This is a genomic window from Gammaproteobacteria bacterium, from assembly GCA_029880545.1.
Taxonomy (GTDB): domain Bacteria; phylum Pseudomonadota; class Gammaproteobacteria; order Acidiferrobacterales; family SZUA-150; genus JAOUOD01.
Map to the genome: position 1 here is coordinate 93,820 of JAOUOD010000007.1, position 23,342 is coordinate 117,161.

At 53.7% G+C, this 23,342-nt stretch carries 24 protein-coding genes; 13 read left to right on the top strand and 11 right to left on the bottom strand.

What is annotated here, in order from left to right; translation table 11 throughout:
* Positions 1–156 precede the first annotated feature (156 nt).
* The 5 genes from soxA to OEZ10_09695 all read right to left on the bottom strand — a co-directional run bounded on the left by soxA (position 157) and on the right by OEZ10_09695 (position 4,102).
* A complete protein-coding gene (gene soxA, locus OEZ10_09675) occupies positions 157–978 on the bottom strand; it encodes a sulfur oxidation c-type cytochrome SoxA (GenBank protein ID MDH5633242.1) in 822 nt (273 codons plus the stop codon).
* A gap of 70 nt (positions 979–1,048) precedes the next feature.
* Positions 1,049–1,360: a thiosulfate oxidation carrier complex protein SoxZ gene (soxZ, locus tag OEZ10_09680; GenBank protein ID MDH5633243.1), complete on the bottom strand. Its 312-nt coding sequence runs from the start codon at positions 1,358–1,360 to the stop codon at positions 1,049–1,051.
* A gap of 37 nt (positions 1,361–1,397) precedes the next feature.
* Positions 1,398–1,865 carry a thiosulfate oxidation carrier protein SoxY gene (gene soxY / locus OEZ10_09685; GenBank protein ID MDH5633244.1) on the bottom strand — a complete coding sequence of 156 codons (468 nt, stop codon included), beginning with the start codon at positions 1,863–1,865 and terminating at the stop codon, positions 1,398–1,400.
* 62 nt (positions 1,866–1,927) lie between these two features.
* Positions 1,928–2,350 (bottom strand): sulfur oxidation c-type cytochrome SoxX, encoded by a 423-nt coding sequence (gene soxX / locus OEZ10_09690; protein ID MDH5633245.1) that lies wholly within the window; start codon positions 2,348–2,350, stop codon positions 1,928–1,930.
* A 375-nt stretch (positions 2,351–2,725) separates the two neighbouring features.
* A complete protein-coding gene (locus tag OEZ10_09695; protein MDH5633246.1) occupies positions 2,726–4,102 on the bottom strand; it encodes a M48 family metalloprotease in 1,377 nt (458 codons plus the stop codon).
* Positions 4,103–4,608: 506 nt separating this feature from the next.
* Here OEZ10_09695 and OEZ10_09700 point away from each other — a divergent pair.
* From OEZ10_09700 to OEZ10_09730, 7 genes are all read left to right on the top strand, one after another.
* Positions 4,609–4,842 carry a sulfurtransferase TusA family protein gene (locus OEZ10_09700; protein ID MDH5633247.1) on the top strand — a complete coding sequence of 78 codons (234 nt, stop codon included), beginning with the start codon at positions 4,609–4,611 and terminating at the stop codon, positions 4,840–4,842.
* A gap of 179 nt (positions 4,843–5,021) precedes the next feature.
* Entirely contained in the window at positions 5,022–5,501 is a 480-nt protein-coding gene (locus OEZ10_09705; GenBank protein MDH5633248.1) for a DsrE/DsrF/DrsH-like family protein, read from the top strand.
* A gap of 356 nt (positions 5,502–5,857) precedes the next feature.
* Positions 5,858–7,324 (top strand): outer membrane protein transport protein, encoded by a 1,467-nt coding sequence (locus tag OEZ10_09710; protein ID MDH5633249.1) that lies wholly within the window; start codon positions 5,858–5,860, stop codon positions 7,322–7,324.
* Positions 7,325–7,433: 109 nt separating this feature from the next.
* Positions 7,434–8,399, top strand: a complete 966-nt coding sequence (locus OEZ10_09715; GenBank protein MDH5633250.1) for a hypothetical protein — start codon at positions 7,434–7,436, stop codon at positions 8,397–8,399.
* A gap of 176 nt (positions 8,400–8,575) precedes the next feature.
* Positions 8,576–9,667: a PilT/PilU family type 4a pilus ATPase gene (locus tag OEZ10_09720; GenBank protein MDH5633251.1), complete on the top strand. Its 1,092-nt coding sequence runs from the start codon at positions 8,576–8,578 to the stop codon at positions 9,665–9,667.
* A 118-nt stretch (positions 9,668–9,785) separates the two neighbouring features.
* Positions 9,786–10,694: a selenium metabolism-associated LysR family transcriptional regulator gene (locus OEZ10_09725; GenBank protein ID MDH5633252.1), complete on the top strand. Its 909-nt coding sequence runs from the start codon at positions 9,786–9,788 to the stop codon at positions 10,692–10,694.
* A 3-nt stretch (positions 10,695–10,697) separates the two neighbouring features.
* The gene (locus tag OEZ10_09730) at positions 10,698–11,042 is read left to right on the top strand and encodes a Crp/Fnr family transcriptional regulator (GenBank protein ID MDH5633253.1); all 345 of its coding nucleotides are present in this window, start codon (positions 10,698–10,700) and stop codon (positions 11,040–11,042) included.
* A gap of 14 nt (positions 11,043–11,056) precedes the next feature.
* Here the strand turns inward: OEZ10_09730 and OEZ10_09735 are convergent, their stop codons facing one another.
* The 4 genes from OEZ10_09735 to amrS form a co-directional block, all read right to left on the bottom strand.
* Positions 11,057–12,448, bottom strand: coding sequence for a PhoH family protein (locus OEZ10_09735; protein MDH5633254.1), 1,392 nt, complete (start codon positions 12,446–12,448; stop codon positions 11,057–11,059).
* Positions 12,449–12,467: 19 nt separating this feature from the next.
* Positions 12,468–12,944 carry a peroxiredoxin gene (locus tag OEZ10_09740; GenBank protein ID MDH5633255.1) on the bottom strand — a complete coding sequence of 159 codons (477 nt, stop codon included), beginning with the start codon at positions 12,942–12,944 and terminating at the stop codon, positions 12,468–12,470.
* A gap of 111 nt (positions 12,945–13,055) precedes the next feature.
* A complete protein-coding gene (locus OEZ10_09745) occupies positions 13,056–14,864 on the bottom strand; it encodes an adenosylcobalamin-dependent ribonucleoside-diphosphate reductase (GenBank protein MDH5633256.1) in 1,809 nt (602 codons plus the stop codon).
* Between the two features lie 11 nt (positions 14,865–14,875).
* Positions 14,876–16,006 (bottom strand): AmmeMemoRadiSam system radical SAM enzyme, encoded by a 1,131-nt coding sequence (gene amrS / locus OEZ10_09750; GenBank protein ID MDH5633257.1) that lies wholly within the window; start codon positions 16,004–16,006, stop codon positions 14,876–14,878.
* Positions 16,007–16,179: 173 nt separating this feature from the next.
* Between amrS and amrB the strand changes: the two genes are divergently transcribed.
* From amrB to OEZ10_09765, 3 genes are read left to right on the top strand one after another with little or no spacing between them, the layout of a single operon-like run.
* The gene (gene amrB, locus OEZ10_09755) at positions 16,180–16,974 is read left to right on the top strand and encodes an AmmeMemoRadiSam system protein B (GenBank protein ID MDH5633258.1); all 795 of its coding nucleotides are present in this window, start codon (positions 16,180–16,182) and stop codon (positions 16,972–16,974) included.
* Entirely contained in the window at positions 16,952–17,548 is a 597-nt protein-coding gene (gene amrA / locus OEZ10_09760) for an AmmeMemoRadiSam system protein A (GenBank protein MDH5633259.1), read from the top strand. Before amrB ends, amrA begins: the two co-directional genes overlap by 23 nt.
* On the top strand, positions 17,545–18,000 hold the full coding sequence (locus OEZ10_09765) for a YcgN family cysteine cluster protein (protein ID MDH5633260.1): 456 nt from the start codon (positions 17,545–17,547) through the stop codon (positions 17,998–18,000). The genes amrA and OEZ10_09765 overlap by 4 nt, the downstream gene beginning before the upstream one ends.
* Here the strand turns inward: OEZ10_09765 and OEZ10_09770 are convergent.
* Together OEZ10_09770 and OEZ10_09775 are read right to left on the bottom strand one after the other, a co-directional pair.
* On the bottom strand, positions 17,997–19,211 hold the full coding sequence (locus OEZ10_09770; protein MDH5633261.1) for a PQQ-dependent sugar dehydrogenase: 1,215 nt from the start codon (positions 19,209–19,211) through the stop codon (positions 17,997–17,999). The two genes, OEZ10_09765 and OEZ10_09770, sit on opposite strands and share 4 nt — an antisense overlap.
* Positions 19,212–19,235: 24 nt before the next feature.
* Positions 19,236–20,357: a DUF4931 domain-containing protein gene (locus OEZ10_09775; GenBank protein MDH5633262.1), complete on the bottom strand. Its 1,122-nt coding sequence runs from the start codon at positions 20,355–20,357 to the stop codon at positions 19,236–19,238.
* 191 nt (positions 20,358–20,548) lie between these two features.
* Between OEZ10_09775 and dapA the strand changes: the two genes are divergently transcribed.
* From dapA to OEZ10_09790, 3 genes are read left to right on the top strand one after another with little or no spacing between them, the layout of a single operon-like run.
* Positions 20,549–21,427, top strand: a complete 879-nt coding sequence (gene dapA / locus OEZ10_09780; protein ID MDH5633263.1) for a 4-hydroxy-tetrahydrodipicolinate synthase — start codon at positions 20,549–20,551, stop codon at positions 21,425–21,427.
* A gap of 20 nt (positions 21,428–21,447) precedes the next feature.
* Positions 21,448–22,524, top strand: coding sequence for an outer membrane protein assembly factor BamC (gene bamC, locus OEZ10_09785; GenBank protein ID MDH5633264.1), 1,077 nt, complete (start codon positions 21,448–21,450; stop codon positions 22,522–22,524).
* A gap of 32 nt (positions 22,525–22,556) precedes the next feature.
* Positions 22,557–23,333, top strand: a complete 777-nt coding sequence (locus tag OEZ10_09790; protein MDH5633265.1) for an MBL fold metallo-hydrolase — start codon at positions 22,557–22,559, stop codon at positions 23,331–23,333.
* Positions 23,334–23,342 lie beyond the last annotated feature (9 nt).

Consider the following 23,342-nt stretch of genomic DNA (forward strand, 5'->3'; position numbering starts at 1 on the left):
GTTGCGTTGTAAAACGCGATCCCATGTCTTCGTATCGAACATGGTGTAATCGTGGTTTGTAGCTTAGACGCAACTGTTTTGTCTTTCATTCCATGAAATCGGTGTTCAGCAAAACAAAAAAGCCCGGCTTGCGCCGGGCTCTTCTTTGAGCGGGTACTAGAAACGTTGGCTTGGAGCAGTCAACGGCAGACCATTGCTCAGGTAAGTTTCGTATAGCTCAAGTGCGCGGTATTCCTCACTCTGTGGCTTCAGAGATTTGGCACGAATGTTGTTGTTGCATCCACCGTAACGGCGATGCAGCGTGCCGAGGCCACCCCACTTGGAGCGATAGGCCGGGAAGCCAACACCATGACCCAAGCCGGCGCTCAGAATGTTGCCGGCTATGAATTTGCCCGCATTCTGAACGTGACAGTTGGCACAAGAGAAGTTCAACTGGCCGCGGCGCGCCCAGTAGAATTGCTTACCCTTGTTGTAGGCATCAATGGCGCCCTGGCTGTCCAGGTTGATCCGGACCGGAACGCCCCTGGACAAGGATTTCATGTACGCCACGACTTGGGCCATGGTGCCTTTCTTGAGATCCTCGATGGGCTTCTTGCCGTTTTTCTTGAGGCAGTCATTGATATCAAGTTCTATGGTACGAATTTCCTTGCCATTCCAGTAAGGGTAGTTGGCAGCTACGCCTTTGCCACCCTTGCGGAAGCATGAACCAAGTTTGTTTTCTTTCCAGAACTTGCGGCCTTTTTCCAGTTCCAGTTCATACGGCGGGAATTCCATAATGGCTTCCCATTCCGCACGACGATCTTCCGCGCCGGGCAGGGCGTATATGCCGTTGGAATATTCCTCAAATTTTACTGCTGGAAACTTCTTTTGGAAAAATTCACGATACTCTTTCAGGTCATTCGAAGGCGTTGCCTGAACGCTGACCGGCAGGGAGCCAATCAAGCCAAGTACAGCCAGTGACCACAGTAGTTTTTTCATCACGGTGCTCTCCTCCAGGGTTTGATTGTGCACTACAGGCGCATTGCCTGCAGTGCCATCAAATAATATTTTAAACAGTGGTGGTTGCGTCTCCGCTTTCACCCATATTGTCGGACCAGCGAACAGATACTTTGTCGCCTTTTTTCGCATTACTGACGCGAACGCCCACTACAGGGTTCTTGGAAACTGCGGGACCGAGATTGGCGTCCGCAAATTCCTTGCCATTCAGTTTGAACGTCATTTTCTGAATGAAGTGAGCCGGAACCTTTTTCTTGGTCTTTTTGTCAACGCGCTGACCGGTTTCCATCGGATGGCTCACAAGAACCAGAATTTCGGTCGCGCCGCCCTTGGAGCGGGCCTTGATTTTCGTAGTACGTGCCATGTTTTTAATCCTCTAAATATTCAGTCATTACCAACCATTAACCGCCGCAACCGCCGACAGTAACCTTGACGGTCTTTTTCGCGGAATGCAGTTTGCCGCCGGCTTTAACAACCGCTACTACAGGCGAGGTTTTGCCCATTTTGACGCGCACGCTCAGAAAACCCGCTGCGCCCGGGGTCATGACAGAGGCGGCAAGCGGTGAAGGGTTCTTTTCAACCAGAATGGCAACACCTTCAACGCCGCTGATCTTGCTTGCATCGACTGCAATCGGTACGACTGCGCCGTTTTCCGCCTGGTTTGGCGCCTTGATCTCGATGGCACCATTATCTGCCGTGGTTGAGCTGCCGAAAAGTGCATTCAGTGCGTCATCCATACTTTTTGCTTCAAACCCGCCCTTTGGCCATTCTGCGGCCAGGACTTCGGTCGGCCGAAGCAAGCCGCTTCCGGCTGCTACTGCCAGAACACTGCCCGCCAGTGTTCCTTTTAAAAAAGTTCTACGTTTCATGTTGTTCACGGGGTTATCTCCTAAATATTACAACCTTCATAAATGTTACGCGCCTGTAGTGCTTACAGGGTCCAGAGGAATTCAACGATCTTGTCGATTTCGCTGTCACTCAGGATCTTGTGGCGCCCAAACGGAGGCATGGATGAGTTGGGATTGACTGTTGTTGCATCCCAAACCTGCTTGCGCAGGCCTTCTTTGCCGCCACGGTTGGCCCAGCTTTGCTTGACCGCGACAAGTGGGGGTGCAATGTTACCAGCCTGCAAGCGGGTTGACTCAAGGCCGGCAAATCGATGACAAGCCATGCAGTTACCTTTCTTGCGATCAGTCATGACGCAGCCACCCTGGACTACTGCATCGGTTGAGCTTTCGCATACTTTCTTGCTTGGCATTTCGCCAGCAGCAAAAGAAGCGGGGGTGATGAGCAAGCTACCGGCAATTGCAAGAATTGCTCCGGCGCCAGCCATAAGTTTGGCGGTGTACCGCATTTCTCCTCCTGTAAATTTCGCTCGTTAACTGCTAACAGTGCGGGCTGCACCATTGCTGTCGTGTATGTGTTGTTTTCGAAAACTGATATTGTCGCGCCAGCTTCGATTGCAATAGCATACATGAGTCATTATGAGGCGCAACCCTGAGGTTTATTCAGTGTTTGTGCCTGCTAGGAGGGACGCAGGGGATTATGGAATTATTCCAGAGTCGGCGAATCAAATTGCATCAATAATCGTTACGCACAGATAAAAGAATTTATGAATAGCGCCGCATAATGTTAGAACATACTTATATAATGATGTTGTTGTAGTCTTGCTTGCCCGTTGATCAGGTTGATGGCCGGTAAACGAGGCGGTAACGGCGAATTGTTATCGTTACCGTGAAGCCTGCTTCAATGTTTCATTGACAGTTACCGTGCGTGCCTCGATGGCGGCCAAGTGATACGGATTATCCTTGGCAAAACGTTTGGCAATTTTGAGTTGTTCCAGTGCCATGCTGGGTACACCGCTCATAAAATAATACTCAGCCATGGCACGATGTGATTCGATCGTTCTGCCGGTTTCGCCTGCCGCGGTTGCCAGCATGCGCTGAATTTCCGGATTTTGATTATCAATTCGAACGCTTTTTCGTAATATTTCGTACGCTTTTTCGTGCTGCCTGGCTTTCAGTAATATTGTGGCGAAACTAATAAGCGTTGCCTGGTCATCCGGCTGTTTGTTCAGGAGTTGCTGAAACTGGGTGTTGGCTTTGGCTTGCTGGCCTGATGCAGCGTACGCGTTGGCCAGCGCCCGTTGGTAAAGTTTGTGATGTTTTGCGTAGGCAGGTTTGGCGAGCAGTTGATTCAGTTCTTTGATGGAGGCCTCGTATCGGCCGGCGCGACCAAGGGCGAGGGCGTGACCATATCGTTCGGCTTGTTCAAACTGGTATTTTTTGTCTTCCAGGCTGGACTGGAAATATTTGACGGTTTCCTCGGGCGCCTGGCTGGTCACAAGAGCTCGCAGCCTCGCCTTGGCGTGGTGAAAATCCGCGCTTGGGGTGGCAACCTGGCGCGGATAGGTTTCCGCCCGGTTTTCAGATTCTGTCAGGCGGCGCGTGCTCAACGGGTGTGTCTGGAGAAACTCCGGTAGATTGGTGTTGTACAGACGACCCCAGGAAACCAGTCGTTTGAAAAAATCCGGCATGGCTCTTGGGTCAATACCGGCGTCAGCAAGAATGCGGGTGCCGACCCGATCCGCTTCTTCTTCATGGTGACGGGTGAAGTTGATTTCACGCTGAATGACGCCAGCGGTGGACAGGGCAACAGCCGCTTGTCCGCCCTCGATGTTACCGGAATTGAGCAACACGATGGCTGCCAGCAAGGCAGCCATACTCGGCAAAGCGCTTTTCTGTTTGGCTGCCAGCAGCCTCGGAATATGGCGCTGTGTGATGTGCGCAATTTCATGAGCTATGACGGCAGCAAGCTCGTTTTCATTTTCGGCCGACGTGATCAGGCCGGAGTGCAGCGTGATGTATCCGCCAGGAACGGCAAAAGCATTGATACTGGAGTCACTGACAAGAAAAAACCTGAACGATTGGTCGGGCTGATCGCTATGTTTGGCGAGGCGCTGCCCCAACCTGTCGATGTAATCGAGCAGTTCCGGGTCGCTGATAAAATTCATTTGTTGTCGGGCCTGCTGCATATAGGCTTCACCGAGGCGCTGTTCTTCGTAGGGCGACATGACGGCGGCCGATTCATCCCCCAGGTCAGGCAAATCGGAATTCCCGGTTGCGGAAAAAGATATGAGGACGCCGGTCAGCAGGGACGCAACCAGTTTGTGCAACGCTGGAGTCAGGAAGGACCTCATTGGTGAGCCGGGATGGACCATAAACTCTGAAATGACATTAATATCGTATAATAAGTATATGTTTAACGGCTGATTTGGCATGCCGGGAGAATCGGTAGCTTGGCCCGGTATCCCGTGATCTGACGACCCTACATAACGTCACCATAGTACTACCGGGTCGAGAATGAGTAAAAATTTTATTTGGGGCTTGTCAGATGCGAGCGAAACGGGCAATCTATGGCTCACCTGAATTTGCTTATATTATAATTTATTGAATTTATAGTATTTTTTGCCTATTCGGTATGGGGTGGGTCCGAATCTTCCGGGTATTTCCCGGGTCCCTGATTGCGGATAATATACAGCCCCGATCTGATTTTATGCTTCCGGGTCGGCCACTGGCCGGTTTCGGTAATTGACTTAACGTAGGAGGGACTATGTCTAATTTTGATGAAGAACTGGATGCGCGCGGATTGAACTGCCCGCTGCCGATCTTGCGTGCGAAAAAGGCGCTGAATGGCTTGTCAGCCGGCCAGGTGCTTCGCATTATCGCTACCGATCCCGGTTCAGTGAAAGACTTCCAGGCATTCGCCAGCCAGACTGGTAATGAGTTGATGGAATCAGGTGAAGAAAACGGTGAGTTTACTTTCCTGATCAAGAAAGCCGGCTAATTGCCGGCTTTTGCCTGTAGTGTGGCCTGTGCTTGGGTGTAGGGCCAGAGTAACAAAATCATAATAATAATCGTCGGAATCAATGAATTTCGACAACACAAAGATCTGAATGGATTGCGTACCTCGGTACGCACCTTTTCATTTGTTGAATACTGGCTATTGCCATGAGGAGTGAAACAATGTCTCAAAAGAAATTGGCGATTATCGCCACCAAGGGAACCCTGGATTGGGCTTACCCGCCATTTATCCTGGGTTCTACTGCAGCTGCGCTGGGGTACGACGTGGAAATCTTCTTCACTTTCTACGGTCTGCAGTTGCTGCGCAAAAAAATGCCTCTCAAGGTGAGCCCGCTGGGTAATCCTGGCATGCCCATGCCTATGGGTATGGACAAGTGGTTTCCGGTGCTGGGTACTGCAATCCCGGGCATGGAAGCGATCATGACCGCGATGATGAAATCCAAGATGAAATCCAAGGGTGTTGCTTCCGTGGAAGAACTGCGTGATCTTTGCCAGGAGGCGGGTGTGCGCATGATTGGTTGCCAGATGACCGTTGACCTGTTTGATTTCACCAAGGACGATTTCATTCCTGAAGCAGAGTTTGGTGGCGCGTCCACTTTCTTTGGCTTTGCCGGTGAAGCTGACATCACATTATATATCTAAATGTTGATGCAGTTTTACAGGTCAAAATATAAGTGAATGCTTATCAAGGCATGATCGATACCGATCATGCCTTTTTTGTTTTTGGCAGGCGAATTCTGGAAAGCGGCTGGAGTTTATATAGTTAGTTTGTTTTTCATTATTCCGGTATTTTTGGGAATAAATTATTGACAAACAACGTCGTGGGGCGGATTATTTGTGGCCGTTATACATCCCGCACCGGCAGCAAACCATCATTCATGCTTTTGTCGGCAAACAAGAACGGGTTGAAAGACGTGTGTGAGAGGGAATATCAAGTTTCCACCCACCGAAGAAAATCCAGACAACAAAACCTTATATCTTCTGAGGAGGAGATTAGAATGTTTAAGGCAAACAAAAAACTGGCGTTGGCTGCTGCAATCAGTGGCGCGCTGATTGCGCCGAGCGCAATGGCTACCAACGGTATGAACCTCGAGGGCTATGGCGCCATTGCAACCGGTATGGGTGGCGCGTCCATGGCGTACAACAACGGCGCTGCCGCCGTAATGAACAACCCGGCCACCCTGGGCCTGGCAGAAGAAGACGGCTCTCAAATTGATGTCGCCATTGGCATCCTGGCACCGACCATTGAGTCTTCCATGGAAATGCCGATGTCCATGACTGCCGAATCAGGCGCCAACCAGTTCCTGATGCCGGCCATTGGCTGGGGCAAAAAGTCAGGCAAGATGGCCTATGGCTTTGGCATGTTCTCACAAGGTGGTATGGGTACTGAATACGAAGCCAATACGTTTATGGCCGCAGGTTCAGGCGAAGAAGTACGCTCTGAAGTGGGCGTCGGTCGCCTGATTGCACCCCTGGCTTACAATATTGATGACAAGTTCACCGTCGGCGGTTCAGTAGATTTCGTCTGGGCCGGTATGGATCTGAAAATGGCCATGCCTGGTGGCTGGAATACTCCTGGCGTTCCTAACGCTGCTCCAGGTACGTTCATGGACTTCATGCCAGGTTCCCCTAATGTCCTGGGTGTAGCCAGCGGCACCATGACCACCATTATGGGTGGTGCGTTGATGGCTGGCATGCTGGATACAATTAATTGGGCACGCTTCGATTTCTCTGATGATAGCGATTTCACCGGCGAAGCCAAGTCAACTGGTTTTGGCGCCAAGCTGGGCGCAACCTACAGGATCAACAACCAGTTCACCCTGGGCGCGGCCTATCACTCCAAGACTTCTCTGGGCGATCTGGAAACCGATAACGCAGTGCTGTCCATGAACGTGTCCGGTCCAGCTACGGGTGGCAACGCGGTAACAGTTCCTGTCACCGGCAAGATTGCTGTTGAAGACTTCCAGTGGCCTGAAATGTATGCCCTTGGTGGTTCCTACAAGATCAACGATAAATTCATGATGGCCATGGACTACAAGTTGATCAAGTGGTCCGGTGTAATGGAGAACTTCAACATGAGCTTTACAGCCGATGCCACGCAGACTGGTGCGGCAGCAATGTTTGGTCTGGGTGGCAGCGACCTGTCGGTCACCATGTACCAGGACTGGGAAGACCAGAGCGTGATCCAGATGGGTGGCCAATACCAGGCCATGCCTAACCTGGCAGTGCGTGCTGGTGTTAACGTTTCCAGCAACCCGGTACCGGATGAGTACATGAACCCGATGTTCCCGGCTATCATTGAGAAGCACTTCACGCTGGGTATGGGTTACGGTATCAGCAAAGAGTCTTCAATTGACCTGTCACTGGTTATCGCGCCTGAAGTTGAGCAAACAAACTCAAACACAGGTGTAACCACGACTCACAGTCAGCAGAACTGGAACCTGCTTTACAGCTACCGCTTCTAAGTCTGGCTGAGGTGATCGAGCAAGTCTGATTGAGAAATGATTGATCGCCATTAAAAATCGGGGGGCTGAAACATGTGTTTCAGCCCTTCTGTTTTCTGGAGGAACAAAAATGAAAGTTTTGAAATCTGTTTTATCTATTGCTTTTGGTGTGCTGCTGCTGGCAGCACCCCTGGCCCAGGCAAAACTGCTGAAGCCGTTTATTCTGGGTAATGAGCCCGCCAGCACTGATATGGCCGCGACCGTAGCGTCTGTTAAAGAGGCGCTGACCAAGGGTGGCTTTACTGTTGTTGGCAGCTATTCTCCGTATGACGATGCTACGGTAATTGCCGCCACTCACCCGGAATTGACCGCAGCTGCATCAGCAGCCAAGAACGGTGGATTTGGCGTTGCCCAGCGTGTATCGGTTACCAAGGTTAAAGGAAAACTCCAGGTCGGATACATGAACCCGGAGTATCTTGGAACCGCCTACGGCCTGGGTTCTCTTGCCACAGTATCAGCAGCACTGAAAGCTGCACTCGGTGCGGTGCAGGAATACGGATCAAAAGGCGTGAACGAAAACGATCTGAAGCCTGGCAAATATCATTACGCCATGTTCATGCCGTATTTCGAAGACACTTCCTTGCTGAACAAGTTTGACAGCTACAAGTCTGCTGTTGATACGGTGGAGGCCAACCTGGCCAAGGGTGCCGGTGGCACCAAAAAGGTTTATCGTATTGACATCCCGGGCAAGGAGATCAGCGTGTTTGGTGTGGCTATCCCGGTCGGAGACAACGAAAAATACGCCAAGGCTGTAGCGGCTGCCAAGAAAGACGGGTTTAGCGAGGCTCCCTCCAGGGTTATGGATACAGACAAGGAAATCATGGACATCATCGATTTCGAGGATATTCGTTCGACCGCGTATTTACCCTACGAGTTGATGGTGCAGGGCAAGGAAGCTGTCGCCCTGGCCGGTCGTTTCCGTATTGCGGTACATTTCCCGGACACCAAGATGATTGGTGATCATGGTTTCACCAAGATCATGACTGCGCCTGGTGGCATCAAGACCGCGCTTGAAGCTGTTGCCGGCTACAAGTAAAACGGTATTACCGGTTATACCCGGCTGTTTCCCATGAAAAAGAAGAACCCGCACCGGTCAATACCGGGCGGGTTTTTTTCTTTTCTGCATTGCGAAATGGTAATTATGCTGCTTCAATTAGAACAAATCAGATTTTACGCAAACCGGAAACACCGCAGGCACTGGTATCAATATTCATGGATTCGGCAGCAGACCCGTTAAAACTCCTTGGTCAGATTCTGGCCCTGGCTGTTCGGCACAGGGCATCAGATATTCATTTGCGTACGCGTAATCACCCGATATTGCGGGTTGATGGCGTGCTCCGCCCGATCAAGGACATCCCGCCATTCAGGGCAGATTTCATGGAAAACCTGTCCCGAACCATGATGACACCGAAAAACCAGGAAGAGTTTGACCGTGAGCACCAGGTCGATCTGTCCATTGGTTTCAAGGATATCGGTCGTGTACGTGCCAATATCTTCTATCAGCGCGGCAGTATTGGCATGGTATTGCGTGTTATCAACAGCTCTATTCCGTCACCGCGCGAGCTGGGGTTGCCGGATATTGTGCCGTCATTGATGAACCATGAGCGCGGTCTCATCCTCATTACCGGTGCAACCGGGTCGGGCAAATCAACAACACTGGCCTCGCTGGTGAATGCGATCAATTCGGCCCAGGCCAAGCACATTGTCACCATTGAGGATCCAATCGAATTCCTGTTTACCGAGAAGCGTTGCATTATTACGCAGCGCGAAATCGGTATTGATACCAATACGTTTGCCGGTGCCATGCGTGCCGCCATGCGTGAAGACCCGGATATCATCCTGCTGGGTGAAATGCGCGACCCGGAGACCATTGAAACTGCGCTGACCGCTGCGGAAACCGGCCACCTGGTGTTGTCCACGGTACATTCGCCAGCCGCGGCAGAAACTGTTACACGTGTCATTTCTGCATTCCCGCCAGAGGCGCAGCAGGGTATGCGCGCCAAGCTGGCCGCCAATCTTCGCGGCGTGGTGTCACAACGCCTGATTCCAAAGTCAGGAGGAGTGGGTCGAGCGGTTGCCTGCGAGGTGCTCACCGTGTCGCAGCTGGCGCGAGAATTGATTCTTGATCCCCTGAAAATCAAGGAGCTGCAGGATTTGATCAAGAAAGGCACCAAGGCTGAAGGCATGTTGAGTTTTGACAGTTGCCTGCTGGACCTGGTGCGTGGCAAGCAAATTGATGAGGAAATCGCGCTGCGCTACGCCAGCAGCGCCACCGACCTGAAGCTCAAGCTGGAAGGTTTCTAGGCTCCCGCCCACGGTGCCGAAGTTGCGCCGACAGCCCGCCTCGCGCGATAATAGGCAAAATTAATGAGCGCGACACAAATTCTTATAATACTGACGCGCGCATAGACCGAGGATTTTCATGGCCGATCGACGACTCCAGGTGTTTCACACCGTAGCGCGCCTGCTGAGCTTTACAAAGGCAGCGGAAACGCTGCATATGACACAGCCAGCGGTGACATTCCAGATTCGCCAGCTGGAAGAGCATTTCAACACACGCCTTTTTGACCGAACTCATAATCGAATCAGCCTGACCATGGCCGGCGAACGGGTATTTGAATATGCTGACAAGATCATCGCGCTCTATGGTGAGATGGACAACCGGGTCCGGGAAATGACCGGCGACGTCAGCGGTATCCTGATTATCGGTGCCAGTACTACCATCGCGGAATACGTTTTACCGAGCCTACTGGGAGAATTCAGGGAACGCTGCCCCAGCGTCAATATTCGGCTCAGCGTATCCAATTCACTTGGCGTTGTGCATATGGTTGAAAATAACTCCGTTGACGTCGGCATTGTCGAGTCACCGGTGACCAACAAGAATCTGGTGGCCGATGTTTGCTGGAAGGACAGGCTGGTTTTCATTTGCCATCCGCAACATCCTCTGGCCCGGCAGGAGCGCATTACCGCCGAAGAGCTTGATGATCTGCCATTTATTTGCCGCGAGGAAGGATCCGGAACGCGCGATGTAATTCGCACTTATATGACCGATCACAAGCTTCACATGACTGATCTCGATGTCAGCCTGGAAGTGGGCAGTCCCGAAGCGACAAAGAGTGCCGTTGAGGCCGGGTTGGGTGTGTCCATTGTGTCCGAAGCGACAGTGAAGAAGGAAATCAAGCTGGGAACGCTGGTGTCATTGCCACTGGAGCCGCCACTGGAGCGGCCATTTTCCATTGTCTATCAACGCCAGAAGTTTCGTTTGCGAGCCATGGAAGAATTCATGGATTTCGCTCATGAGCACTGCGAGAAGCAATCGGCTGGCAAATAAGCAGTGGCAACAAAGCAGCACATCAAGCGCCTGGAAGAAATCCTCGGGCGTCTACCTGGCGAGATGGCGTCCGTCTTGATCGAGTACGCCGAATTTCTTGATCATCGTCATGGGCGCGATCCGTTGCCGCAAGACCCGCTGGCAATTCCAAGACCGGAACAGGAATCCGTAGTCCAGGCAATGAAACGCCTGACCAACACCTATCCCATGATTAATACCGAAATGCTTTTGCATAAGGCCGGCGACCTGATGGGTCAGCACCTGATGCAGGCGCGCCCGGCCCCGGAAGTGATCGATGACCTGGAGGCCTTGTTTCGACAGTATTACGAGCAAAATACACTGGGTTGAACCCGGGTTGCAGTTCAGAGAATATGATTGGCGTGATCCGCCAGTCGTGAGCGCTCGCCTCTCTGGAGTGTTACCTGTCCCGAGTGTTGCCAATCCTTGAAGCGATCCACCACGTAAGTCAGGCCCGAAGTAGTCTCGGTGAGATACGGCGTATCGATCTGCGCCAGGTTGCCAAGGCAGATAATCTTGGTACCGGGACCGGCACGGGTGACCAGTGTCTTGACCTGGTGTGATGTCAGGTTCTGGGCTTCGTCGATAATAATGTATTTGCGAAGGAATGTTCGACCGCGCATGAAGTTCAGCGACTTGATCTTGATCCGGTGACGCAGCAGGTCATGGGTTGCCGCGCGTCCCCAGCTGTTTTGTTGTTCCTTTTCCATGCCGTGCAATACATCCAGGTTATCCTCGAGTGCGCCCATCCACGGCTCCATCTTTTCCTGTTCGGTGCCGGGCAGAAAGCCGATATCTTCACCGACAGGAACAGTCATGCGGGTGACAATAATCTCCGTGTACAGGTTACTGTCCATGGTTTGTGTCAGGCCGGCAGCCAGCGCCAGCAAGGTCTTGCCAGTACCGGCAGCGCCGAGCAGGGTGACAAAATCGATATCCGGATCCATGAGCAGGTTCAGGGCAAAATTCTGTTCACGATTTCGTGCGGTGATGCCCCAAACGGCATTTTTTTCATGGCGGTAATCACGGGTGATGCGAAGCGTGGCGCCGTCTGCACTGTTTTTGCATACCATTGCTTCAAAGCCTGGCTCGCCGTCCGTGAACACAAACTGGCCCGGGAACCAATGCGAACTTTGCGGGCCATGCAGCTGATAATAGTTGTGTTCGCCTTCGTGCCACGATTCCATGTTTTCGCCGTGGTCGGTCCAGAAGTTGTCATCCAGCTTTTCCATGCCTGAAAAAAGCAGGTCAGCATCATCCAGTACCTGGTCGTTGGTGTAGTCTTCGGCAAGCAGGCCAATGGCGGTAGCTTTGATGCGCAGGTTGATATCCTTGCTGACCAGGATCACTTCGTTGTCCGGGTGATTCTTGTCGAGATCATGGGTGATGCCCAGCAGCGTGTTGTCCGTGCTGGCATGGCCGAGACCGTTTGGCAGCGGGCTGTGTACCGCATCCATGTAGAAATACAGGCGGCCGGCCGGCTTGTCTTCCGGCGCGGGTAGCCGGATGCCATCCTTGATGTTACCGGTTGATGAAGCTACCAGCTCATCAAGGTAACGACTCACCTGCCTCACGTTGCGTGCAACTTCCGAAAGCCCGGTCTTGTGCCGATCGAGTTCCTCGAGTACGGCGATGGGGATATAAATGTCGTGTTCTTCGAATCGGTATATAGCGGATGGGTCATGCATCAATACGTTGGTATCTATAACAAACAGCTTGCGTGATGATGGCTTCATGTTTTGCCGACCCCTGGGGTTATTGTTTGCTCAGCTCCTTGACCACGGCGAGTACTTCATCGACGTGACCTGCGACCTTGACCTTTCTGAACTCAAAACGAAGTATGCCTTTCTCGTCAATAACAAAGGTGCTGCGCTCGATGCCCATCACCGTTTTTCCATACATGTTCTTTTCCTTTATGACATCAAATTTCCGGCACAGTTTTTCATCAGTATCGGAAACCAGGTCGAACGGAAACTTCTGCTTTTCCCGGAACCGGTCATGTGATGCCAGGCTGTCACGCGATACGCCAAGGATTATCGTGTTCAATCGTTTGAACTTTGCATGATTGTCACGAAAATCCTGGCCTTCCGTTGTACAGCCCGGTGTACTGTCTTTTGGATAGAAATACAAAACAACGCGTTGGCCGCGTAGTTCAGACAGTTTGAAGCTCTTGTCGCCGGTTGTGTTTATTTTCAGGTCAGGAATCACCTTGCCGATCTTCGGAGCAGTCATTGATGTTCGTCCTTCCTTCCTTGTTCTTTTGGTTCTGGAATAATATTGATTCTAGCGACCCGGCGCGGGAATGAGTAGTATTGATTTTGCCGACTTTTGGGTTCATTATGATTAATCACTTCCGTCACCTGCTCCGCAACATGCCGAGGTTTCCGGCAATTGTTCAATTACCGATCCCGTTACCTTATTGGGCCGGAAACTTGTGCATCCTTTGAGACCCAGCTTCCATGCCTCGTAATAGACCTGGATAAAGTCGTCAAAATCCAGGGATTCAGGCATGTTGATGGTTTTTGAGACGGCGTTATCCACCCATTCCTGGATGGCTGACTGCATGCGCAGGTGTGTTAGCGGGTCAATGGAGTGGCTATCAACAAAATGTGGCGGTACCGGATTTTTACCGGGGTACAGTTGTTGCCACCGGATGCAGGCATAGTCCTGGAGTTCCAGCTGCTGTGCCTGGCCGTCGGCACCAATGATTCGTCGTCGTTGTTTGCGGCTGAATACCGGCTCCAGTGAACTGGAGACATTATTGGCCAGCAGGCTGACGGTGCCAGTGGGTGCGATGGCGAGCAGGTGACTGTTGCGAATACCATGTTCCCGAATACCCTCCCGAATATGTTCAGGCAGCTTTCTGATGAAGACCGATTGCAAGTAGGCGTTCTTGTCCAGGAACGGAAAGCTGCCTTTTTCCCGGGCCAGCTCAACAGATGTTTCGTAAGCGGTAACGCACACCCGTTTCATCAGGTCAGAAGTTACGTGCAGGGACCGTTTGCTGCCGTAATCAAGATTCAGCATCATCAGGAAATCAGCAAGCCCGGTAATGCCTAGGCCAACCCGTCGTGACCCATGTGCCTGGCGTTCCTGTTCAGGGAGCGGGTAGTGCGACAGATCAATAACATTATCAAGCATGCGTACTGCATGGCGGACGGTCTCAAGCAGGTCATCAAGATTCAGCCCGGCCTGTGCTGAAAACGGCTGGTCGACAAATTGCGCCAGGTTCAATGAACCCAGGTCGCAGGCGCCATACGGTGGCAGCGGGATTTCGCCGCACGGGTTGGTAGCGCTGATATGCTCCCGGTAATACAGGTTGTTGGTCCGGTTGATTCGATCGATAAACAACACACCGGGCTCGGCGTAATCATAGTTGGCGCGCATGATTTTTTGCCACAGCTCACGTGCTGATACGGTACGAACGATTGTGCAGCCCTGTTTTCGGTAAGCCGCGCCCCAATGACATTCCATGGTATCGGTAATACCGGCCCCGACCATTGCCGACATCGGAAAAATCAAAGGCCATGACTCGTTGTTGTTTACGGCCTGCATGAAATTGTCCGTAACCAGTACCGATAAATTGAAATGATGCAATCCTCCTGACGCCTTGGCGTCGATAAAGGTTTCAATGTCTGGATGATCGCAGCGTAGCGTGGCCATCATGGCGCCGCGACGATTTCCGGATGACAATAACGTTGCGCACATGCTGTCCCATATCTGCATGAATGATACCGGTCCTGAGGCAATGGTTCCGGTGTGGCGAGCCGCGGTGCCGGCAGGCCGCAGGCTGGAAAAATCATAGCCGACGCCGCCGCCCTGTTGCATGGTCAACGCGCCTTGTTTGAGGGCGGTGAATATCCCGTTCATGGAATCTTCAATTTGGCCCATGACAAAACAATTGAACAATGTGACTTTCCTGTTTGTGCCTATTCCTGCCTGGATCCGGCCTCCGGGCAGGAAACGAAAGTTATCCAAGGCCTGATAGAAGTGTTTTTCCCACAGGGTCTTGTCGGTCTCCGGTTCGGCGAGTGCCCGGGCGATGCGCCGCCATGAGTCTGTTATGTCTTCTTCCATGCGGTCATGACACTCGTAGCGATAGCGGCTCGCCCAGATTTCGCGTGAAATGTCGTTGTCGAAAATATTGCTCATAACAGTGATCGCTACCAGGTCGGTTCGTTAGTGCGGGAAGCCCGGCCAAAATCACGCAAGCGCACCGGTTGTCGTCTGGCACCCCAGTTTCCCGGTTGGGACTCAAAGACGCCGGGCAGTGGTGTGCCGCAATATCGGCAGGCACCGTGCTCATCGAGATGCCAGTCAGTCAGCACGTACCAGTCGCGACCGATAACCCTGTTGCCACAATGGTGACACCAGCTGCTGCCGCCTTCCTGGTCGTGAACATTGCCGGTATAGACATGGTGCAGTCCTTCCATCCTGGCGATATTGCGCGCCCTGGTTAACGTGGCAGCGGGTGTTGCCGGCAGGTTACGCATTTTCCAGTCAGGATGAAACGCGGAAAAATGAACCGGTACATCGGGTCCAAGATGTTCGAGCAGCCATTGACTCATGCGAGTCAACTCGTCATCGGAGTCATTCTGCCCGGGAATGAGCAATGTTGTGATTTCCAGCCAGGTATCAGCCTGGTGATAAACGTATTCCAGGGTATCAAGCACCGGTTGCAGGTGAGCGCCGGTCAGACGGAAGTAGAAATCTTCGTTAAATGCCTTGAGGTCGATATTGGCGGCGTCCATGTGATCAAAAAACTCTGTTCGCGGTTCCGGGCTGATATAGCCTGCAGTTACCGCAACCGAGCGAATGTCATGTTGTTTGCAGGCGCGGGCTACATCCACCGCGTATTCAAGAAAAATAACCGGGTCATTGTAGGTATAGGCGACGCTGCGACAGCCCAGGGATTTTGCTGCGCGGGCAATGGTTTCGGGAGACGCCTGGTCGGCAAGAGTATCCATTTCGCGGGACTTGCTGATGTCCCAGTTCTGGCAAAATTTACAAGCGAGATTGCAACCGGCTGTACCAAAGGACAATACCGGTGTTCCCGGCAGGAAATGGTTCAAAGGTTTTTTTTCTATGGGATCAATGCAGAACCCGCTGGAGCGACCGTAGGTGGTCAGCACCACGGCACCATGCTGATTCTCGCGCACGTAGCACAATCCTTGTTGCCCTTCCCGGAGCTTGCACTCGCGGGGACACAAGTCGCATTGAACCCGGCTGTCATCCAGTCGATGCCAGTACCGTGTCGGATGCGTGCCCGGGTTCAGGATTTCGTGGCTGCACATTAGGCGCCTCCTGGTGGCGTGTTGCCGGTCACGGCAGTTTCATCATACTCCTTTAACGGGTGCGGTGTCCGGGAATTCGGGATTTGGCATGCCATGCCGGCAAAACAAGTCTTGAATAATGCCCTGGAAGGGCGCATGGTTTAGGTATTGTTAAACAACACCGGGTGATTACCATGGCAACGGTACGGGAGCCCGCGGTGGCCGGCCTGTTTTACCCGGCTGACGCTGAACAATTACAGCATGAACTTGCTGACCTGCTGGCGCTGGCGAACGAGCAGGCCGACTTCGCGCATCCACCCAAGGCCATAATCGCGCCTCATGCGGGCTACATTTATTCCGGCCCGGTAGCGGCATCGGCCTATTCACGCCTGGCGCCCGTCGCCGACCGAATTACCCGCGTAATCCTGCTGGGTCCGGCGCACCGGGTTCCGGTCAGCGGGCTGGCACTGTCGTCAGCGGCGGCATTTTCAACACCGCTGGGTACCGTCAAGGTTGATCGCCAGGCACAGCAGAGCATAGGCGACCTGCCCTGGGTCAGGGTGATGGATGCGGCTCACAATCAGGAGCACAGTCTCGAAGTACACCTGCCTTTCCTGCAAATGGTTCTGAAAGACTTCAGCGTCGTACCCATCGTGGTCGGTGAAGCGATACCGGAACAGGTGGCGGAGGTACTGGACAGGCTTTGGGGAGGCGACGAAACGCTGATCGTTATCAGTTCTGACCTGAGCCATTACCAGGACTACATGACCGCCCGGCAAATGGATGCACGCACCAGTCGCGCCATTGAGCTAATGGAGTACGAACAATTACACTTCGATGATGCTTGCGGTCGCGGACCGGTGTCGGGCCTGTTGCTGCTGGCACGGCAAAAACACATGACCATTGAAACGGTCGATTTGCGCAATTCCGGCGACACCGCCGGATCCCGTGACCGGGTGGTTGGATATGGAGCCTATATCTGTCACTGATAGCGCGAGCCGGTTTCCAGTCGCAGAAAGACGGTTGATGCTCGGCATCGCCCGGGACGTGATTGTTGCCGGTACCGGGCAGCGCCAGGCTTGCGTGGATCGGGACAACCTTGCCGGTCCGATCAACGAGCAGGGAGCCTGTTTTGTTACCCTGCGCAAGCACCGGCAGTTGCGCGGCTGCATCGGCTCGCTGGAAGCGCGACGCCCGCTGATTGATGACCTCGTCGAAAACGCCTACGCTGCCGCGTTTCGTGATCCACGATTCCCACCGGTAGATGACGATGAAATCGCTTATGTTCATATCCATATCTCGGTATTATCGCCGGCCGTACCCATGCAGTTTGAATCCGAGCCTGAATTGCTGTCGCTTATTCGACCGGGCATCGATGGCCTGATCCTGGAAGCCGGGCATCATCGCGGAACTTTCCTGCCCTCGGTGTGGGAACAGGTAGCCGATGCGCGGGAGTTCCTCGCCCATCTCAAGCTCAAGGCCGGGTTACCGGCGCAGTACTGGTCTGATGCTGTACGGGTGTCGCGATACACCACTGAATCTTTTGGCGAGCATGATCAATGAAACCGGAAAAGTTCTGGGAACAAAAGCTCCTGCACGAGATGAACGAAAAGGAATGGGAGTCGTTATGCGACGGCTGCGCCATTTGTTGCGTGCAGAAGATTGAAGATGAAGATACCAGTGAAATCTTTTATACCAATGTTGTCTGCGAATTACTGGATTCGGAATCATGCCAGTGCACCGATTACCCGAACCGAAGCAAGCGCGTACCCACCTGTGTCAAGGTGACACTGGATAATGTCGCTGACCTGCACTGGATGCCACACAGTTGTGCCTACCGGTTGTTGGCCGAAGGCAAGCCGTTGCCGGACTGGCATCCTCTGATAAGCCAGTCACGTGACTCGGCACACCATGCCGGCATGTCGGTACGTGGTCGTGTTATCAGTGAAGCCCATGTGCACCCGGATGAAATTGCCGAGTTCGTGGTGGACTGGTGGGATGCGGAGGAATCCTAGCGCGCAACAATCCTGAATACACGTCCGCTCTGGTACGAGGCGACATAAAGCTCACCGTCTTCATCCTCGCCAAAGCTGCTGATCAGCAGGCCGTCATCGTCAAAAAAATCAATCACCAGTTTCAGCAATGACTGCGGATCAAACAGGGTTTTGTGGACAATAACCTTCCCGTCCTTGTAGCGCAATGCCCAGATGCCCTGGCTGACAAAATCACCGTAGACATAACTGCCGCACAGTGACGGGATATTCTTGCCGCGATACACATGGCCGCCGGTAATGGATCGACCGACATTATGACGATAACTGTATATGGGCAGGCTTAACCCTTTTTTGTTGCAGTCCGGGTTGATGTCGGGTGTGCATTGCGGGCCTTCCATGATGCGCCAGCCGTAGTTTTTGCCTTTTTCGATAATGTTGATTTCTTCCACTTCGTCCTGGCCGACATCGGCGGCATAGAGTTCACCGCTGTGGCGATCGAAGGAAAAGCGCCACGGGTTACGCAAGCCATAGGCCCAGATCTCCGGGCGTGCGCCGGTTTTGCCAACAAAGGGATTGTCCGTCGGTATGGCATAGGCTGTGTTTTTGTCTTGCTTGTCCACGTCTATGCGCAGCATGGCGCCGAGCAGGGTGCCGAGGTTCTGGCCATTACCGGGCGGATCGTTGGCAGAACCACCATCACCCATGCCGATATACAGGTAACCATCATGACCAAACGCCAGCTGCCCGCCGTTATGATTGCTGTAAGGTTGCTTGATTCTCAGCAGTACGCGCTCGGAAGTGTAATCAACAGTCCCGGTCTTGTTGAGATGAAATTCGGAAACAATGGTGTAAAGCCCCTTGTCCCGAACGGTGTAGTTCACATAAAAGCGGCCGTTGCTCCTGAACCGGGGATGAAAAGCGACACTGAGCAGGCCGCGCTCACCGCCACTACTGACCTTGTCGCGGATATCGAGGAAAGCTGTTGCGCCCGGCTTGTTGCCGGATAGTGCGAGAATGCGTCCCGCCTGTTCAACAATGAACAGGCGTTTGCTGCCATCACCGGCATGAGTGATGTGCACGGGACTGTCCAGGTTGCGCGCCACTTCGGTCAGTCGAATGTCCGGAATGCGTGTGCCGGTCTCCTTGCATGCAGATGGATGACCGGCAAAAGCCGCGACCGGGCTGACAAGGAGAGCCCAGTAGCAGACAACACATGCTGCCAGGCGGTTCATCGCGTACCCCTGTGATTGAACTGCTTATTCGATTTCCGCATTGCGCAGCCTCTCTGCAGCCTGTTCCGGTGCTACCGTGTTTACAAACAGGCCTGACCCCAGTTCAAAGCCTGTGGGGATGCTGGTACGCGGACAGATTTCCAGGTGCCAGTGGTACGAGGCATGGCAGTCTTCACAATGGGTGTCATGAGGCAATGAGTGCAGGAAGTAGTTGTATTGCACGCCACCGAGCACGGCGTCAAGTCGTGCCATGGTGCGTTTCATGACTGCTGCCAGGTCGGCAAAATCGTCATCATTGATATGCAGGAAGTCGGCCTGGTGCTGAAGCGGCAGAATATGCACTTCCCATTCATAGCGGCTGGCAAACGGCTTGATGGCAATAAACTTCTTGCCGCGCTCGATAACGTACTGGCCGACATTGATCTTGCGATGCACTTCGCCGGATTCCTTTGCGTAGATGGTTGCCTCGAAAGTCAGTGCCTCATCGATAAGGGTGCAGAAAATGCATTGCTGCTGCTTGTCGTAGAACTTCCGGCTGTTATCCACTTCGGCCTGCACGTTATCAGGAATCACCGGCATGGCAATGATCTGGCTGTGCGTGTGGGCAATGCTGGCGCCAGCGGCTGGTCCAAAATTCTTGAAGGCCAGTACGTAGCGCAACCGGCTGTTGGAATTGTATAGCTGCTGGATGCGATCCCGGTACGCGCCAAACAACATGGCCAGGTGCGGCTCGGCCATTTCATGAATGGCAATGCCGTGGGCACTGTTGTCGATTATGACTTCATGGCGGCCATAGCCATCGATGGTTTGTTGCAGGCCGAAGCTGAGATTGGGCTGGCTGCGGTCATCACCCAGTACCGGGTACAGGTTTTCGACGATACGAATCTGCCAGCTGTCGCCGTCGGCGCCGTAACGGGCAATTTCCGGCGGCGTCAGGCTTTCGTTGCCGGTGCAGAACGGGCAGGTGTCCACGTGTTGGCGCGTGTCCCGTGGCGCCGGGTCCTCGGCTTTTTTCGGGCGCATGCTGCGGGCCGTGGCCACCAGCACCGACTCGCTGGGCACGATGGGATTAATCCGAATTTCGCGGATGCCGGATTCGGGCGTTGGCGGTGAATCTGGTGATGAGTTTGGCGATGATTTGGACATGGGCGAGTCTCCACCTTGGTCGAACCGGGTCTGGAAGGTGATCGTATCAAGCCTGCGCGCGGATGCCACGAAAATGCGCGGAATCGGCCGGCCAACCTCAATCCATTGACCGGTAAATAAGGCCGGGCTGCTTGTGTTCGGAAGGGGGGATAAGTACCATGCGGCTTTCCCGTTTAGGATGGTTTTGCATCATGTTCCAAGGCAGTATGGTCGCGCTGGTCACCCCCATGAACGACGATGGTTCGGTCGACGAGGCAGCGCTGCGCAAGCTGATCGATTTTCACCTGGAAAACGGTACAGACGCCATCGTTTCGGTGGGCACCACCGGTGAATCCGCCACCCTCGACATGGACGAGCACTGCCATACCATTAAATTGACCGTGGACCACGTGGCCGGGCGCATCCCGGTTATTGCCGGAACCGGTGCCAACTCCACCCGCGAAGCCATTGAGCTGACCCGTTGTGCCGCCGATGCTGGTGCTGACGCCTGCCTGTTGGTAACACCTTATTATAACAAGCCGACCCAGGAAGGCCTGTACCTGCACCACAGGGCCATCGCTGAAGCCGTGGATATCCCGCAGATTCTGTACAATGTGCCAGGCCGTACTGCCTGTGACATGCAGCCGGCCACTGCCGGGCGCCTGTCTGAAATCCCCAATATTGTCGGCATCAAGGAAGCCACCGGCGATATCAGCCGGGTGGCCGCCATCCTGGGTTGTAGTCGCGACGGCTTCGAAATCTATTCCGGAGACGATGCTACGGCAATGGACCTGATCCTGGCCGGTGGCCATGGTGTTATTTCAGTGACCGCCAACGTGGCACCGGCTGCCATGAGCCAGATGTGCAAGGCGGCGTTGGCTGGTGACAGGACCCGCGCGGCTCAAATCAATGATACGCTTATGGGTCTGCACAAGGACCTGTTCCTGGAAGCCAACCCGATTCCGGTAAAGTGGGCGTTGCACGAAATGGGGTTGATTGGTCTGCATATTCGCCTGCCGTTGACCGTATTGTCTTCACAATTCCATGAACCGCTTCGCCAGGCCATGCGCCAGGCAGGCGCGTTAAACTAGTTTAAGAGAGAAAGGCCAGCATGTTGGGAAGCCCTAATTGGCGCCGAGGCGCCATCGTTATTGTCACAGCCCTCGTGGCCGCCTGTTCCACTACCAGTGAACCTGATTATCATGGCGCTGAAACCCTTCGGCCCCTGGAAGTGCCGCCGGACCTCAGCGCGGTTTCCGCGGAGGGTGGCTACGATTTGCCGTCCTCGGCCTCAGCCGCGGTCGAGGCCGAAAAAACCGGCAGGGCTGAGCCCATGGTGGGCAATACCGGCAGCGTGCTTCCGGAATCTGGCATTGCCCGGGTAGTTCGTGCCGGTTCACATCGCTGGGCGGTCATCAAGCGCAATCCCGAGTCGATTTGGGTCGCCATGCGCAGTTTTGTTGGTGGTGTTGGCCTGAGCATTGCCAGGGAGAACCCGGTTACCGGTGTAATGGAAACCGACTGGGCCGAAAGTCGTCCGCTGGTGCAGGGCAAAACCGGCTTTTTTGGCTCCCTGTTTGGTGGTGGCGCCTCCGGTATTCGCGATCGTTTCCGCCTGCGAATTGAGCGCGGTAGCAAAGGCGAAACTGAGCTGTTTATTACCCACTTGGCCATGGAAGAAGTAACTGTAGGGGGCGGCGGTCCTGATGTTGTCGAAACCCGCTGGCAGAATCGCGCATCCGACCCGGAGCGCGAAGCCGAGATGTTGTACCTGTTTATCCGTTTTCTCGAAGTCGGCACCCTCGACAAGAGCAAGCCGGAAGTGAAGGAAACAGTTGTTGTCGAAAAGAGCAAGCTCGGTCGCGACAAGGACGGTTACCCGACCATTAAGGTTAGTGGCCCGCTGGACAGTGCCTGGCGCAAGCTGGGTATTGCCCTGGATCGCGCCGGCCTGCTGGTGCAGGATCGCAACCCGGACAAGTACGTGTATTTCGTGCAAACCACGGAAACCGAGACCAGCGGCATATTCTCCCGTACCACAAAGACTGTTGCTGCCTATTACCAGGTGCAACTGGTGATGTCCGGCAACGACGGCTATGTCGTGCTTCGTGATGCCGAGGGTGAGCGAGTCAATACACAGGAAGGCGAGACGCTGTTAAGGCGTGTCGACCAACAACTCAAAAACTGATTTGTAGCGAGGGTCGCCCGTTGACGTCGACCATGCGCTTTGCCTACCTGGGGAGTGGCAGCAAGGGTAACGCCGCTGTCATCCAGGTAGGTCAGACCCGCTTGTTGCTCGATTGCGGATTTTCCGCCAGGGAAACCGAAACCAGGCTGGCACGCCTGGCACTGACCGGGGACCAGCTTGACGGTATCATAGTCACCCATGAACACAGCGACCATATACAGGGCGTCGGCGTGGTGGCAAGAAAATGGAATTTACCCGTCTGGCTTACTGATGGTACCCATCGGGTCAGTCATTCCCAGTTAGGCGGGATTCCGGAGATAAACATTATCAATCCGCACGAGACATTCTCCATAGGCGATATTGAGGTGGAGCCGTACCCGGTTCCCCATGATGCCCGCGAACCGGTGCAATATGTCTTTGGAGATGGTGTGCGTCGTCTCGGTATTCTTACCGATGCCGGTTGCGTGACGGCACACATGCTACAGGTCCTGGATAACTGCGATTCGCTGGTTGTTGAATGCAATCACGACCGGAATATGCTGACACGCGGTGATTATCCGCCTGCATTAAAGGCCAGGGTTGCCGGGGAATATGGTCACCTGGATAACGAGGCAGCCGCAGAACTGGTGCGCGCCATCAAAACCGATGATTTACAGCACCTGGTAATGGCGCACCTCAGCGAAAAGAATAACCTGGAATCACTGGCGCGCCTGGCGCTTGTCGAGGCCATGGGTTGTGACAGTGACTGGGTGCAGCTGGCATCCCAGGATGAAGGACTGGACTGGTGTGAAATCAGCCAGGGTGTATGACACGCGTTG